The sequence below is a fragment of the Bradyrhizobium sp. 2S1 genome (genome assembly GCF_011516625.5).
GTDB classification, from domain to species: Bacteria; Pseudomonadota; Alphaproteobacteria; order Rhizobiales; family Xanthobacteraceae; genus Bradyrhizobium; species Bradyrhizobium septentrionale.
Genome location: NZ_CP147717.1, coordinates 767,655 through 781,346, shown reverse-complemented (window position 1 = coordinate 781,346; position 13,692 = coordinate 767,655). Strand labels below are relative to the sequence as shown.

The following is a 13,692-nucleotide window of genomic DNA, read 5'->3' as shown; positions in this document are numbered from 1 at the left end:
GGTAACCGCGCGGACATACGCGACGGCATCCTTCTTGCCAATTCCCGCTCAAGAGCTGCCGGCGCGTCCCGGAACGGGACATCGGATGAAGCGAAACGGTGCAGCAGCCAGGAGTGCGACCATGACGACGGGCAAGATCTTCACGAACTGGGATGACAACCATTCCAAGCTCTGGAGCCATCAGCCGATCCGGCTCGAGCACACCATGCACAAGCAGCCGGCGTTCTCGCTGGACGACCTGGCGAAATTGATCGAGCGCTATCCGCGCGAGCATTACAGCCTGGTCAAGACCGGCGCCAGGGGATCGAGCCGCGTCTGGCGCGAGGGCGAGATCGGCAGGCTGCGCGGCCAGCAGGTGATCGAGGCGATCTCGCGCGGCGGCCTGTGGCTGAACCTGCACAACGTTACCGCGGTCGATCATCGCTACCGCGACATGATCGAGCGGATGTTCGGCGAGATCGCCGCCAAGGTCCCGGGTTTCGACGCGCCGACGCATCAGGCCGGCATCCTGATTTCGTCGCCCGACGCGCAGGTCTATTACCACGCCGATCTGCCGGGGCAGGGCCTGGTGCAGATCGCCGGCCGCAAGCGGGTTTATATCTATCCCAACACGCAGCCGTTCATCCGGCCCGAGCATCTGGAGAACATCGCGTTGTTCGATGTCGAGGTCGATATCCCCTATGAGCCCTGGTACGACTGGCACGCACAGGTGATCGATCTCGAACCCGGCCAGATGCTGAACTGGCCGCTCAATGCGCCGCACCGCGTCGAGAATCTCGACACCGTCAACATCTCGATGACGATCTCCTATGTGAACGACGACATCCGCCGTGCCCAAATCCTGCACCTCGCCAACGGCATGCTGCGTCACCGCTTCGGCTACGCGCCGCGCAGCCGCAGCATCCGCGGTCCCACTTTCTTCGCCAAGCAGGTGATGCAGAAGCTGCTGCGCGACGGTAAATGGGTGAAGCGCGAACGCGCGGTGCGGCGCACGATCGATTTCCGTCTCGACGAGAGCGATCTCGGCAAGATCGTCGACCTGCCCAAGGCGGCGTTGGAAGCGGCGTAAGCGAGCTGCGCCGGAGGCAGGTGCTGGAATGACGGTATTGACGACAGCGGTTGAGAAATCCGGGGCGCGGGTCTCCTCCTATGCGGTCGGCTATCGCGTCGAGCTGGTTGACGATTGGGCGCAGGCCGCCGCCCGTTGGGGGGCATTCGATCCGCTCACCGCGTTCCAGCATCCGCAATGGTACACGTCGTGGTACAGGGCCTTTGCCACGACCGACGGCGTCGAGCCGCTGATCGCCATCGTCAGCGATGCTGCGACCGGCGAGCGCGCCGCGCTGCTGCCGCTGATCCGTCACCGCCACGCCAGCCTCCGCATCATCGAATTCGCCGATCTCAACCTCACCGATTTCAACGCGCCGTTGCTCGGCCCGGCCGCCCCTCGCGACGACGTCGCCGCCAGGCAGTTCTGGCGCGACCTGAAGGCGGCGCTCCGCAAGGTGCAGGGCGGTGCCGACCTCATTCGTTTTCGCAAGATGCCGGTCAGGCTCGCGGCGCGATCCAATCCGCTGGCGCTGCTCGATGGCATCGGGCCGTCGCTCGTCAACGGCAATCTGCTGACCATTGGCAACGACCACAACGCCTGGCGCTACGAGCTGGACCGCAAGGTCCGCAAGGAACTGGAACGGAGCTGGCGCGTGTTCACCCGCGAGCCGTCCGCCGCCTTCAAATTCGCTGCCGACACCGACCAGGCATTGCAGCTTCTTTCGGTCACGGAGGCGCAGCAGGGCGATCGGCTGCTGGGCCTTGGGCTCAACTACGTGCTCGACAATGCGGACTCCACCGCCCTCTATCGCGACCTCGTGCGCGAGGGCACCGGCCGCGGCTATGCGCTGATGACTGCGCTCACGACGCGCGACGAGGTGGTGGCGACGCTGCTCGGCATCCGCACCGGCTCGCGCTACATCATGATCCGCATCAGCAATGCGGGCGAGAAGTGGTCGATGTGCTCGCCGGGCCGGCTGATCATCGATCGCACCATCGAGGCGCTGCACAAGGACGGCGTGCGCGAGTTCGAGTTCTCGGTCGGCAATTACAGCTACAAGCGGCGTTTCGGACCGCAGCGTACGTCGCTGGTCGATCTTGGTGCCGCCTTGAGCTGGCGCGGACAACCCAAGGCGCTGCGTGACCGTGCCGTGCTGGCGGTGCGTCACTATCCAAAACTCTCAGCACGGCTGAAAGAGGCGCTCGGCAAGTCGACGCCGTCGCGCGAGGAGGACTGAGCCACTGGTGCGGCGCGCCAGCGCTAGAGCATTTTCCGACCGGAATGAATCGGGTGGGGATTCCCAAAACGGCGCGAGTCAGATTCAAGCTGCATGCTGGCGAGGGAGGCCAGCATGTATGGCCAGGGCGCTTTCGGTTGATCTTCGTCAAAGGGTGATAGCCGCGATTGACGGTGGCATGTCCTGTCGACAGGCTGCTGAGCGCTTTGGTGTCAGCGCGGCCAGTGCGATCCGCTGGCGCGGTCGCCTCAAGGAAGTTGGCGACATCGTTCCTAAACGCCAGGGCGGTGACCGCAAATCGCAGCGCATCGAAGCGCATTCGCAATTGATTCTGGAGGCAGTGACAGCGAAGCCGGATATCACGCTCGCCGAGTTGCGAGAACTGTTGAAACGTCGTGGAATATCGACTGGCATCGCGTCGCTCTGGCGTTTTTTCCAGCGCAGAAAGATCACACTTAAAAAAAGACAGCGCACGCCGCCGAGCAACGGCGCGGCGATATAAATGCCGCGCGTGAGGAGTGGTTCGAAGGGCAAATCGATCTTGACCCTGAGCGTCTCGTCTTCATCGACGAAACCAGCGCCAACACCAAAATGGCGCGGCTTTACGGCCGCTCGCCACGCGGCGAGCGATGTCGTGCAGCTATCCCACACGGACATTGGAAGACGACGACATTCACCGCTGGATTGCGCTCCGACGGTCTGATCGCGCCGCTTGTTCTGGACGGTCCAATGGATGGCGACGCTTTCCTGGCCTACGTCGAGCAATTGCTCGCCCCATCGCTGCAGCCGGGCGATACCGTTATCATGGACAACTTGCCCGCTCACAAGGTCCATGGCGTTCGAGAGGCCATCCGGGCGGTCGGAGCAAGCCTGCTCTATCTTCCGCCCTACAGTCCAGACTTCAACCCGATCGAAATGGCCTTCTCTAAACTGAAAGCCCTGTTGCGGGCCGCCGCAGCGCGCACCATGCCCGATCTCTGGCAAGCAATCGCCAACGCTCTCAAGCGCTTCTCACCCGAGGAATGCCAAAATTATCTCGTCGCGGCTGGTTACGACGCAACGTGATCGGAAAATGCTCTAGGAGCTTGTCTGGATAGTCGCTGTTCAAATCTGGTCGGGTCTGATTCAACATTGGGCGATGAGCAAGTATTTTCGGCCTTGGAACATCGATCAGACGCTGCTTCTGCCGCCGAATGTGCAGGACTTCGTGCCGAAAGGCCATGTCTCGCGGTTTATGGTTGATCTGGTGCGGGAGAGCCTCGATCTCAGGGAGATCATGGGCAGCTATGTGAGCGGGCTTGGGCAGCCGCCGTTTGATCCGCGGATGATGGTGGCGCTGCTGCTGCATAGCTATGCGAGTGGGCTGTATTCGTCGCGTCGGATTGCCAAGGCCTGCCGGGAGCGGAACGATTTTGTGATGATCGTGGCGCTGGATGCGCCGGATTTTCGGACGATCAGCGACTTTCGCAAGCGACATTTGAAGGCGCTCGGCGCGCTATTCGTGCAGGTTCTGAAGTTGTGCGAGACGGCCGGGCTGGTCAAGCTCGGTCATGTCGCGCTGGATGGTACGAAGATCAAGGCGAACGCGTCGAAACACAAGGCGATGAGTTATGAGCGCATGAAGAAGCGCGAGGCGGAATTGAAGGCCGAGGTCGCTCGCATGCTGGCGGCCGCCGAGGCGGCGGATGCCTCGGAGGATGAGACTTTCGGCAACAGCGACGAACTGCCGGACTGGACCGTCGACAAGCAGAAACGGCTGGCGAAGATCCAGCAAGCGATGGCGGCGCTGGAAGCGGACGCCAAACTGGCGGCGGAGGAAGAGCGCCGCATCGAGGCCGAAAAGGAACAGCAGCGCCAGGCCGAAGGCCGCAAGAAGCCGGGCAAACCGGCGGCGCTGCCATCGGAGGAACCCAATCCCAAGGCGCAACGCAACTTCACCGATCCGGAAAGCCGCATCATGAAGTCGAAGGATGGCTTCGTTCAGGCCTATAATGCCCAGGCGGCCGTCGATGCACATGCCCAGATCATTGTCGCGCAAGAACTGACCCAGCACGGCAGCGATCAGGGCCAGTTGGTGCCCCTGATCGAGGCCATCGAGAGCAATCTTGGCCGCAAGCCGCGGCAGGCCTCAGCGGATTCCGGCTACTGCAGCGAAGCCAATCTCGAAGCGCTCGACACACGCAGCATCGATGGCTATGTCGCGCCCGGACGCGCCAAGCACCCGACAGTAGCGAACGGAAAAGTCGGCGGCCCGCTGACACAGGCCATGCGAAAGAAGATCGACGATGGCGGCTTCGAAACACCCTACCGATTGCGAAAGCAAGTGGTGGAGCCGGTGTTCGGGCAGATCAAACAGGCAAGAGGCTTCCGCCAGTTCCTGTTGCGGGGCATCGAGAAAGTGCGCGCCGAGTGGACAATGATCTGCACCGTCCATAACCTCCTCAAGCTGTTCAACCTCGCAAACGCAGCCTGAGCCTGCTACTCTACAACAAATGCCCGTCACGAAAACATATCTGGACGGGCTCCTAGACCCCTCTGACCACGCCCGGCTGGCCCGGCGCGCATTCCAGCGCAGCACGGTCCCAGTTCGCGTTGATGGCCGCCGCCTCATAGCTCGATTGCAGGAATTCGAGCAGCGCCTTGTCCGGATCTGCAGCCGTCCGCACGGCATCATAGGGCAGGATGAATTCGCCGAGTGCCTCGCTGAAGCATGCAGCGTCGGGCCGCACCGGCGTGCTGCGATAGCCCGCGGGTTCCGGATAGGCGTAGGAATAGAATGCGGGATAATCGATTGCGCCGCCGCCCGGCCAGAAGCCGGCGCTGCTGACCTCGTGCGAATAGGCTTCGTGCGCCACCTCGTCGGGTAAATGCGGCACGCCGCCGGGATGCCGCGGTGCCGTCTTGCCGGAAAAGCGCGTCACCGCGAGATCAAAGCTGCCCCAGAAGAAGTGCACCGGGCTCGCCTTGCCGAGAAAGCCGGTCCGGAATTGCTTGAACACGCGGTCGCAGTTCACAAGGATCTGGTGAAAGCGGCGCACGGCATCCGCGTCGTACGAGGCATGCTGCGTATCCTGGGAAAAGCGGATCGGGTCGGCGACTTCGTTCGGTATCTCGTCAATGACGACGTCGATTCCCAGGTCCTTCAGATTGGTCGTGGTCGCCGCGTAGAAGCTCGCGACCGATTGACCGGCCAGCGCGAATTGCCGCTCGGTACCGTCGCTGGTCGAGATGCGGAGCATGTGATTGATAAAATCGAAGTCGATCTGGAACGTGCGGTCGCCGTCGGGGATCGGCGAGGTCGTCAGCCCGCGCGCCGTGACATAGAGCGTGACGTGCCAGGAGTGATTGAGCCAGGGCGATTTCGCCAGCCGGATCTTGCCGGCGATCTGGGTGAAGAGCTGGACCGTAGCGCAGCTGTCGCGCCACGCCGCGGTCGGCAGTTCCGGCCAGCGGGTCTTCTGTGTGTTGGTCATGGCAAACCCCAGGGCTGCGCCGACAAGAAGCCTTGCGGCATATCACGAAAATAGTCCCGATGACCTCGGGAATCATCGCTTCCAAAAGCAGCAGATTGGGCGGCAATCTTCAGCGACTGCCGCCCTATCGCATAGCCCTCCAGCCAGGCGTGAAACCCAACCGTGAGGCTTGGCCGTGGAGCTTAGCCGTGCAGTTTCCTGGCAGCCTCCGCGATCGCGCGGCCCTGGTAGCGTGCGCCGGCGAGCTCATTCTCGCTCGGCTGGCGGCTGCCGTCGCCGCCGGTGATGGTGGTGGCGCCGTAGGGCGCGCCGCCGGTGACCTCGTCGAGCTTCATCTGACCCGCGAAACCGTAGTTTAATCCGATCACCGTCATGCCGAAATGCAGGAGGTTGGTGATGATCGAGAACAGCGTGGTCTCCTGGCCGCCATGCTGGGTCGCGCTTGAGGTGAAGGCGCCACCGACCTTGCCGTTCAGCGCGCCCTTGAGCCACAGCCCGCCGGCCTGGTCGAGGAAGTTGGCCATCTGCGAGGCCATGCGGCCGAAGCGGGTGCCGGTGCCCACGATGATCGCATCGTAGTTGGTGAGATCGTTGATCTCTGCGACCGGCGCGGCCTGGTCGAGCTTGTAGTACGAGGCTTTCGCGACTTCGGCCGGCACGAGCTCGGGCACGCGCTTGATGTCGACGGTGGCGCCGGCTTCGCGCGCGCCTTCCGCGACGGCATTCGCCATCGCTTCGATGTGACCGTAGGCGGAGTAATAGAGGACGAGAACCTTGGCCATGATGGCCTCCTTTTAGGTTGAGGATCGGGGAGTTGGTTTGGGGGAGGGGCATGCGCGGACACCCGTCCGCGCATGGGTGAGTGGTGATCAGGCGGCGTCGACCAGCACCAGCTCGGCATCTTCGAGCGCGGTGATCTTCAGCTTGGCTTCGTCGCGGATCGCGGCACCGTCGCGTGCATTGACGCGGACGCCGTTGACCTCGATGCTGCCGGCCGCCGGCACCAGGTAGAGGTGACGGGCCTTGTCGGCGGAATATTCCGCGCTCTCGCCGGCCTTCAGCGTGGTGGCGAGCACCCGCGCATTGGCGCGGATGGGGAGCGCGTCGTTGTCGCCGTCAATACCGGAGGCGATGGTGACGAGCTTGCCCGAGCGGTCCGCCTTCGGGAACGGCTTTGAGCCCCAGGTCGGATGGCCGCCCTTCGTCGTCGGCTCGATCCAGATCTGGCAGATCTTGGTCTTCGACGGTTCCAGATTGTACTCGGAGTGGCGGATGCCGCTGCCGGCGCTCATCACCTGAACGTCACCGGCTTCGGTGCGTCCCTTGTTGCCGAGCGAGTCCTGGTGCGTGATCGCGCCTTCGCGGACATAGGTGATGATCTCCATGTTGGCATGCGGATGCGCCGGGAAGCCGGAGTTGGGTGCGATCTCGTCATCGTTCCACACCCGGAGCGCGCCGTGGCTCACATTGTCGGGATCGTAGTAGCTCGCAAACGAGAAGTGATGCTTCGCCTTCAGCCAACCGTGGTCGGCACCGCCAAGCTCAGCAAATGGTCTCAGTTCGATCATGGTTATTCCTCTTTGATTTTCGATGTTGCGGAGCGGCCGGGTGGGCTTCACCCGGCGTCTCCAGAAAATTCTGCGATCAGGCGCCGAAGCCGCCGTCGACGTTGAGCACGGTGCCGGTCACGAACGAGGCGTCCGGGCTCGCAAGGAACACGACGCCGGCCGCGACTTCCTCCGGCCGCCCGAAGCGTTGCAGCGCATGCTGCAAGCGTTGCGTCTCGGCAAACTCGCCGCCGTCCTTCGGGTTCATGTCGGTGTCGATCGAGCCGGGCTGCACCACATTCACGGTGATGCCGCGCGGTCCGAGGTCGCGCGCCGCGCCCTTGGTGTAGCCAACGACGGCCGCCTTGGTGGCGACGTAGTCGGCAAGGCCCGGGAACGAGGCGCGGTCGGCCAGCATGGAGCCGACGGTGACGATGCGGCCGCCTTCACCCATCAGCTTCGATGCGGCGCGGATCGCGGTGATGACGCCGTCGATGTTGATCGCTTCCTGGCGGGCGAGCGTGGTGGTATCGGCCTTGGGATCGTCGACCGCACCGCCGGATGCGACGCCGGCATTGTTGACGAGGATGTCGAGCCGGCCAAAATCCTTGGCGACCGTCTTCACCAGCTGGTCGACATCGGATGACGAGGCCTGGTCGGCCTTGTAGGCGCGGGCGTTGATGCCCTTGGCTTTCAGTTCAGTGACGACGGCCTCGGCCTTCTCGGGAGAGGCGACGTAGCTGATCGCGACGTTAGCGCCTTCCGCGGCGAGCGCGCGGGCGCTGGCTGCGCCGATGCCGCGCGAACCGCCGGTGACGAGGGCAACCTTGCCCGAGAGCTTCTTGGTCATTGGATTTCTCCATCGATTGAAGTGCGGTTGAACTTGATGGCACTTGGATATGCCTCCAGCTGTGGTATAGAAATAGAAACTATTGAAACTCATTGTTTCTATTATTGAGCAGGACAGCGGCCCATGGCGAAACTTCCGGACTTCGAGGCGCTCGCGATTTTCGCAAAAGTCGTGGAGTTACGGTCGTTTGCGGCGGCCGCGACCGAGCTCTCGTTGTCCAAGGCGACGGTGTCCAAGGCGGTCAGCCGGCTGGAGGAGCGGCTCGGCGCGCGGCTGTTCAACCGCACCTCGCGGCGGCTGGCGCTGACCGATGCCGGCCAGAAATTGTCGGAGCGCGCCGCGCGGCTGTTGGCCGATGGCGAGGCCGCCGAGAACGAGGCGCTGGCGCAATCGACCACGCCGCGCGGCCTGGTGCGTCTCGCGGTGCCGATGAGCTTTGGCATCAAGACGGTGGCGCCGCTGCTGCCCGAGTTCATGGAGGCCTATCCGGAGGTCGCGATCGACCTGCATCTGAGTGACGCGACGGTCGATCTGATCGGCGAGGGCTTTGACGCCGGCCTGCGCATCGCGCGGCTGCCGGATTCGTCCCTGATCGCGCGGCGGCTGTGCGGCATGCCGCGCTACACGGTGGCCGCACCGTCCTATCTGAAGCGCCACGGCCAGCCGACCCATCCAATGCATCTCGCCGAGCACAAATGCTTCGGCTACGCCTATCTCTCGACCCAGGGCGTCTGGCACTACACCAACGCGTCGGGCGAGCAGGCGAGCGTGCGGCCCGCCGGCCAGCTCAGGGTCAACAATGGCGAGGCCGTGATGCCGGCGCTGCTGGCCGGGCTCGGCATCGCCGATTTGCCCGACTTCATCGTCGGCGATGCGATCGCAAGCGGCGAGGTCGAGGTGATCCTGAAGGGCTGGAAGCAGCCGGAAGGCGCCGTGCATCTCGTCACCCCGCCCGGCGGCCCGCGGCCCGCCCGTGTCGAGGTGCTGGCGGATTTCCTCGCCCGGCATTTCGCCAAAGGGCGCGCGCAGCGCAAATAGAGAGCCGCGCCCAGCGGAAATAGAGGGCCGCGCTCAGCGGAAATAGAGCGGCACGCTCAGCGGAAATAGAACTCCGCAGGCGGACCGGCCGAAGGCCGTGTGACCCGTCACATTCGTGTCATCCCTTTTAAATTGTATAACTTGTGTGAACTAACCCACGATCGCGGGCGGCTGCGATCGTCTATTTCTGCGTCCTGAGCCGGTGTTGCCACAAAGCGCATTTTCGGAGGAACCAGATGATTGACCTGACCAAGCATGATTTCACGTCATTGTCGGTGAAGGACCTGCTCGATGCCCGCGAGGCCTATCACGTGCATCTCGCCCATCTGCAGTCGGTCTACGCCACTGCGATCGGCCGCTATCTGATCCGCGACAACGATCGCAACGCGACGGAAAGAAAGGCCCACTCCAAACCGCAGGCGCTCGGACCGCGCACGCTGTTCAATTCGTCGGTCAAGGACTGGTCGTGGCCCTGCATCCTGGTCTTTGTCCGCGACTGGATGAAGCGCTCGGAGCTGAAGAACCATCCGGAGAAGCAGGATCAGCTGGTGCCGCCGTTCCTGTATCTGCCGGATGGCCGTGTCGTGCCCACCTGCGTGGTCAAGGTCGATCCGAACGAGGAAAGCCCCGGCACCGTCGACCCGCCGGTGTTCAAGAGCGATCTGGTCGGCGGCGGCTTTCCGGTTCAAACCACGATCCAGGGCAAGATCCATCGCGGTTCGATCGGCTGTCTGGTCACCAATGGCGAGACGGTGTTTGCGTTGTCCAACCGTCACGTGGTCGGCGCGGCCGGACGCGAGATCTTTGCCGGCTTCAAGAACACGGATCGGCGTCTCGGAGTCAGCGATACGCTGCAACTCGGCAAGCGCGCCTTCAGCGAGGTCTATCCCGGCTGGCCCGGCTCGCGCGTGGTGGCCAATCTCGATGCCGGACTGATCCGCGTCGATGACGTCAAGGGCTGGACCGCGCAGGTTTACGGCGTCGGCCAGGTCGGCGACGTTGTCGATCTCAATGTCGGCACTTTCCGTCTCGACATCATCGACCAGCCGCTGATTGCCTTCGGTGCGACCAGCGGCTTGATGAAGGGCAAGATCCTTGGCCTGTTCTATCGCTACAAGACCGTCGGCGGCCTGGAGTATGTCAGCGATTTCGTGATCGGTCGCGCGACGGCGACACGCCGCTCAACAACTATCCCGGCGACTCCGGCACGGTCTGGTTTCTCGACGATCCGGACGCCAAGAAGAACGCCGGCGGCGCGCGCATCCTCAGCCCTGTGGCGCTGGAATGGGGCGGCCAGGAATTGTTCGGATCGGGCGGCAAGGTCCCGATGCAGGTCGCGCTCGGCATCTGCATGGCAACACTGTGCCGCGAGCTCGACGTCGAGCTGATCGGCGATTGGAACGCCCGTCATACCGAGTATTGGGGCGAATGGGGACACGTCAAGATCGGCGCCTACGCGACCGGCCTGATCGATGCGAAGCTTTCCAAGCTCGCCACCATGATGGAAGCCAACTCCGACAATATCGGCCTCGACGACAAGCTGCTGCAGGACCTCAAGCCGCATCAGAAAGGCACGTTCTCGCCGCTGGCCGACGTCGCCGACCTGGTCTGGCGCTTCACCCGGCACACCGACGAGAGCAACCATTTCGCCGACATGGACAAGCCGGGCAGCGACGGCAAGACGTTGCTCGATCTTTGCGCCGAGTCCACGCGCAACGTCGATCCGAAGGTCTGGAACGACTATTACCAGGGGATCGGCGAGGACCGGCGCGGTGCCTTGCCGTTCCGGGTCTGGCAGATCTTCGACGAGATGGTCGAGTACGCCGCCGCCAACAAGAAGCTGGAGTTCGTCTGCGCCGCCGGAATTGTCGCGCATTACATCGGCGATGCCTGCCAGCCGCTGCATATCTCGCAATTCCACCACGGCCTCGATCCGAGCGACAAGTCGCACGCCAAGGTGCACAGCGTGTACGAGACCACGATGATCGGCCGCCACGGCAAGGATTTCATCAAGATGATCCCTGATGCCAGGACCAGCGACGTCGCGGAGATTGCGCCGGACGGAACGCCGACCGGGCGCGACGCCGCGGTCGCCGTGGTTGCGCTGATGCAGCGAACCGTGAAGCGGTTGCCGCCGATGACCATCGTCAACCTGTTCAACTCGCATATGGGCAGCGGCCAGGTCGAAACGCTGTGGTCGAAGCTGAAGGATGCGACGGCGGCCTGCATGCAGGACGGCGCGAAAACCCTGGCCCGGGTCTGGGAGGCCGCCTGGCGCGCCGGCGCCGGCGAGGACCGCGGGTAGGGCGGCAAGTTCGACCGGGACAGCTTGAGCAAGCTCTACAACGACCCGAGCTTCCTGCCGGCATATCCGCTCCAGCAGCTCACGCTGGATGCCGACGACCACATCGTTCCGATCGGAGGCAGCGGCGGTGCACGGCGCCGCAGCGCGACGACGGCACGACGCGCACGCCCGCAAGCTGCGAAGAAGGCGGCGAAGAAAGGGGCCAAGAAGGCAGCCAGGAATACGGCCAGGAAACCGCTCAAGAAGGCGGTGGCGCGCAAGCGTCCGGCTGCAGCTGCTCCGGTCCGCCGCGCCGCTGTCAGCAAGAAGACCGCAACCAAGCGCGGCGCCGCCAGGAAGCGATCCGTCGCAAAGACGCGGAAGGCGTCGCGCAAGCACTAGGACCTAATCTGGCAGGCATGATCCTCCTCGTCGGTCAGGCCGCATCGGATGCGGCAAGCGGGACGCTTGAGATCGGCGTCCCGCTCCTGCACGATGCGACCAGCCGCGGCTTTGACCGCGGCATCGCGATCGGCTGCGATCGCCAAAAAAGACGACCGGGGAGAAACTCTCGATGAACCGCCGCGAACTCCTGCGCGCCGCTGCAGCTTTGCCGCTCGCGCACACTGCGCTCGCCAATTCCGCCTTCGCGCAAGCCGCCTATCCCAGCCGCAACATCACGATGATCGTGCCGTTTCCGGCCGGCGGCCAGGCCGATCTCGCGGCGCGTCCGGTGGCGCTGGCGCTCGAGCGGATCCTCGGCAAGCCTGTCATCGTCGACAATCGCGCCGGCGGAGCGGGCGGATCGATCGGCAATGCGCAGGCCGCGCGCGCCGAGGCGGACGGCTATACGCTGTTGATGACCTTGTCCTCGCTTGCGGTGCTGCCGGAGGCCGACCGGCTGTTCGATCGTCCGGTTGCCTACGAAGTGTCACAGTTCGCGCCGGTCGCGCGCGTGCTCGCCGACCCGACGCTGCTGGCGGTGCCGGCATCGGCGCCGTGGAAGACACTGCAGGAGTTCGTCGACGACGCGAAGAAGCGCCCGGGACAGATCCCCTATGGCTCGTCCGGCCCCTACGGCACGCTGCATGTCGCGATGGAGATGTTCGCGGCGAGCGCAGGAATCAAATTGCTGCATGTGCCGTTCCGTGGCGCAGGTCCCGCGCTCACCGCGCTGCTCTCGGGCACCGTGCAGGCGTTGGCGTCGGCGCCGGGCACGCTCAAGCAGCAGGTCGAAGACGGCAAGATGCGCGTGCTAGCCAATTGGGGCGCCGGGCGGATCGCGAGTTTCCCCGATCTGCCGACCTTCAAGGAGCTCGGCTACAAGGACGTCGAGTTCTACATCTGGGCGGGATTGTTCGCGCAGGCCGCGCTGCCGACGCCGATCATGACGCGGCTGCGCGCGGCGATGGCCGACGCGGTCAAGGCGCCGGAGGTGATCAAGACCTTCGAGACCGCGGGCAGTCCCGTCGCCTATCTGGACGCGCCGGAGTTTTCAAAATTTGTTGCAGACGACAGCGCGCGGTTGATTGCGGCGGTGAAGAAGATCGGCAAGGTCGAGTAGGGAACCTGGCTCCCTTGCCTTCACATTTAGTTGTCTGCGAGAACGATCCTTGGCCGCATTCATTTGCCAATTTCAGGCAAATCGCCGCGCGGAACCCGCGCGTGCGCGGATCAAATCAAACAAGGGCATTTGGCATGCAGACGGAGCGGATTGTCCTGAGCATAGCGATTGCGATCGGCGGCCTCGGCGCTGCGGGGCCTGCGTCGTCGCAGGAGTATCGTGGCACCTGGGAACAGCAGATGGCGTGCACGCCGGACGTGATGCGCCTGTGCAGCGATCAGATTCCCGACACCAACCGGATCGTCGCATGCCTGCGGCAGAACACGGCGCTGCTTGGCAGTTCCTGCCGCGCGGTGTTCGAGTCCAATGCGCAGCAGGCGCAGACCCAGGGGCGCGCACCGCAGCCGCAGATGCAACAGCGGCAACGCGCGCCGCAGCAGATGCAGCCGGCCCCGCTCGCGCCGCCGCGGCCGTCGCCCGACTACGATGAGGATTAGCGGCTAGCCTGATGAAGTCAGGTCGAATCGACCTTGCGGCAGACTGGCTTCACCTCTCCCGCTTGCGGGGGAGGTCGCATCGCATCGGAGATGCGATGCGGGTGGGGGCTCTCTCCACAATGTGACTCGTGGAGAGAGCCCCACCCCAGCC

At 64.0% G+C, this 13,692-nt stretch carries 14 protein-coding genes; 10 read left to right on the top strand and 4 right to left on the bottom strand.

Annotated elements, in window-relative coordinates; genetic code table 11:
* Positions 1-121 precede the first annotated feature (121 nt).
* From HAP54_RS03775 to HAP54_RS03760, 4 genes are all read left to right on the top strand, one after another.
* Positions 122-1,069: a cupin-like domain-containing protein gene (locus HAP54_RS03775; protein ID WP_166298807.1), complete on the top strand. Its 948-nt coding sequence runs from the start codon at positions 122-124 to the stop codon at positions 1,067-1,069.
* Between the two features lie 28 nt (positions 1,070-1,097).
* Positions 1,098-2,288 (top strand): GNAT family N-acetyltransferase, encoded by a 1,191-nt coding sequence (locus tag HAP54_RS03770; RefSeq protein WP_166298806.1) that lies wholly within the window; start codon positions 1,098-1,100, stop codon positions 2,286-2,288.
* 118 nt (positions 2,289-2,406) lie between these two features.
* A protein-coding gene (locus HAP54_RS03765; RefSeq protein WP_166298805.1) for an IS630 family transposase occupies positions 2,407-3,353 on the top strand; the annotation gives its coding sequence in 2 pieces (ribosomal slippage) (positions 2,407-2,746 and positions 2,746-3,353; 948 coding nt in all).
* A gap of 73 nt (positions 3,354-3,426) precedes the next feature.
* Positions 3,427-4,761 carry an IS1182 family transposase gene (locus HAP54_RS03760; RefSeq protein ID WP_166202952.1) on the top strand — a complete coding sequence of 445 codons (1,335 nt, stop codon included), beginning with the start codon at positions 3,427-3,429 and terminating at the stop codon, positions 4,759-4,761.
* Positions 4,762-4,813: 52 nt separating this feature from the next.
* Here the strand turns inward: HAP54_RS03760 and HAP54_RS03755 are convergent, their stop codons facing one another.
* From HAP54_RS03755 to HAP54_RS03740, 4 genes are all read right to left on the bottom strand, one after another.
* Positions 4,814-5,761 (bottom strand): DUF5996 family protein, encoded by a 948-nt coding sequence (locus tag HAP54_RS03755; protein ID WP_166298804.1) that lies wholly within the window; start codon positions 5,759-5,761, stop codon positions 4,814-4,816.
* Positions 5,762-5,943: 182 nt separating this feature from the next.
* A complete protein-coding gene (wrbA, locus tag HAP54_RS03750) occupies positions 5,944-6,543 on the bottom strand; it encodes an NAD(P)H:quinone oxidoreductase (protein ID WP_166298803.1) in 600 nt (199 codons plus the stop codon).
* An 87-nt stretch (positions 6,544-6,630) separates the two neighbouring features.
* Complete coding sequence (locus HAP54_RS03745) at positions 6,631-7,329, bottom strand: pirin family protein (RefSeq protein WP_166298802.1); 699 nt, start codon at positions 7,327-7,329, stop codon at positions 6,631-6,633.
* A gap of 76 nt (positions 7,330-7,405) precedes the next feature.
* Positions 7,406-8,158, bottom strand: coding sequence for an SDR family NAD(P)-dependent oxidoreductase (locus tag HAP54_RS03740; RefSeq protein ID WP_029079271.1), 753 nt, complete (start codon positions 8,156-8,158; stop codon positions 7,406-7,408).
* A 123-nt stretch (positions 8,159-8,281) separates the two neighbouring features.
* Between HAP54_RS03740 and HAP54_RS03735 the strand changes: the two genes are divergently transcribed.
* The 6 genes from HAP54_RS03735 (at position 8,282) to HAP54_RS03710 (ending at position 13,541) form a co-directional block, all read left to right on the top strand.
* Entirely contained in the window at positions 8,282-9,196 is a 915-nt protein-coding gene (locus HAP54_RS03735) for a LysR family transcriptional regulator (protein ID WP_166298801.1), read from the top strand.
* Positions 9,197-9,432: 236 nt separating this feature from the next.
* The gene (locus HAP54_RS03730) at positions 9,433-10,584 is read left to right on the top strand and encodes a hypothetical protein (RefSeq protein WP_166298800.1); all 1,152 of its coding nucleotides are present in this window, start codon (positions 9,433-9,435) and stop codon (positions 10,582-10,584) included.
* Entirely contained in the window at positions 10,524-11,501 is a 978-nt protein-coding gene (locus tag HAP54_RS03725; RefSeq protein WP_166298799.1) for a hypothetical protein, read from the top strand. Before HAP54_RS03730 ends, HAP54_RS03725 begins: the two co-directional genes overlap by 61 nt.
* A gap of 24 nt (positions 11,502-11,525) precedes the next feature.
* Positions 11,526-11,882, top strand: a complete 357-nt coding sequence (locus tag HAP54_RS03720; RefSeq protein WP_166298798.1) for a hypothetical protein — start codon at positions 11,526-11,528, stop codon at positions 11,880-11,882.
* 172 nt (positions 11,883-12,054) lie between these two features.
* Positions 12,055-13,044 carry a tripartite tricarboxylate transporter substrate binding protein gene (locus HAP54_RS03715; RefSeq protein WP_166298797.1) on the top strand — a complete coding sequence of 330 codons (990 nt, stop codon included), beginning with the start codon at positions 12,055-12,057 and terminating at the stop codon, positions 13,042-13,044.
* A 134-nt stretch (positions 13,045-13,178) separates the two neighbouring features.
* Positions 13,179-13,541, top strand: coding sequence for a hypothetical protein (locus HAP54_RS03710; RefSeq protein ID WP_166298796.1), 363 nt, complete (start codon positions 13,179-13,181; stop codon positions 13,539-13,541).
* The last annotated feature ends 151 nt before the right edge of the window (positions 13,542-13,692 follow it).

Bases quoted from the DNA above. Each gene is read 5' to 3' on its own strand.
- HAP54_RS03775 (WP_166298807.1), top strand. From the start codon at position 122: ATGACGACGGGCAAGATCTTCACGAACTGGGATGACAACCATTCCAAG.
- HAP54_RS03770 (WP_166298806.1), top strand. From the start codon at position 1,098: ATGACGGTATTGACGACAGCGGTTGAGAAATCCGGGGCGCGGGTCTCC.
- HAP54_RS03760 (WP_166202952.1), top strand. From the start codon at position 3,427: ATGAGCAAGTATTTTCGGCCTTGGAACATCGATCAGACGCTGCTTCTG.
- HAP54_RS03755 (WP_166298804.1), bottom strand. From the start codon at position 5,761: ATGACCAACACACAGAAGACCCGCTGGCCGGAACTGCCGACCGCGGCG.
- wrbA (WP_166298803.1), bottom strand. From the start codon at position 6,543: ATGGCCAAGGTTCTCGTCCTCTATTACTCCGCCTACGGTCACATCGAA.
- HAP54_RS03745 (WP_166298802.1), bottom strand. From the start codon at position 7,329: ATGATCGAACTGAGACCATTTGCTGAGCTTGGCGGTGCCGACCACGGT.
- HAP54_RS03740 (WP_029079271.1), bottom strand. From the start codon at position 8,158: ATGACCAAGAAGCTCTCGGGCAAGGTTGCCCTCGTCACCGGCGGTTCG.
- HAP54_RS03735 (WP_166298801.1), top strand. From the start codon at position 8,282: ATGGCGAAACTTCCGGACTTCGAGGCGCTCGCGATTTTCGCAAAAGTC.
- HAP54_RS03730 (WP_166298800.1), top strand. From the start codon at position 9,433: ATGATTGACCTGACCAAGCATGATTTCACGTCATTGTCGGTGAAGGAC.
- HAP54_RS03725 (WP_166298799.1), top strand. From the start codon at position 10,524: ATGCAGGTCGCGCTCGGCATCTGCATGGCAACACTGTGCCGCGAGCTC.
- HAP54_RS03715 (WP_166298797.1), top strand. From the start codon at position 12,055: ATGAACCGCCGCGAACTCCTGCGCGCCGCTGCAGCTTTGCCGCTCGCG.
- HAP54_RS03710 (WP_166298796.1), top strand. From the start codon at position 13,179: ATGCAGACGGAGCGGATTGTCCTGAGCATAGCGATTGCGATCGGCGGC.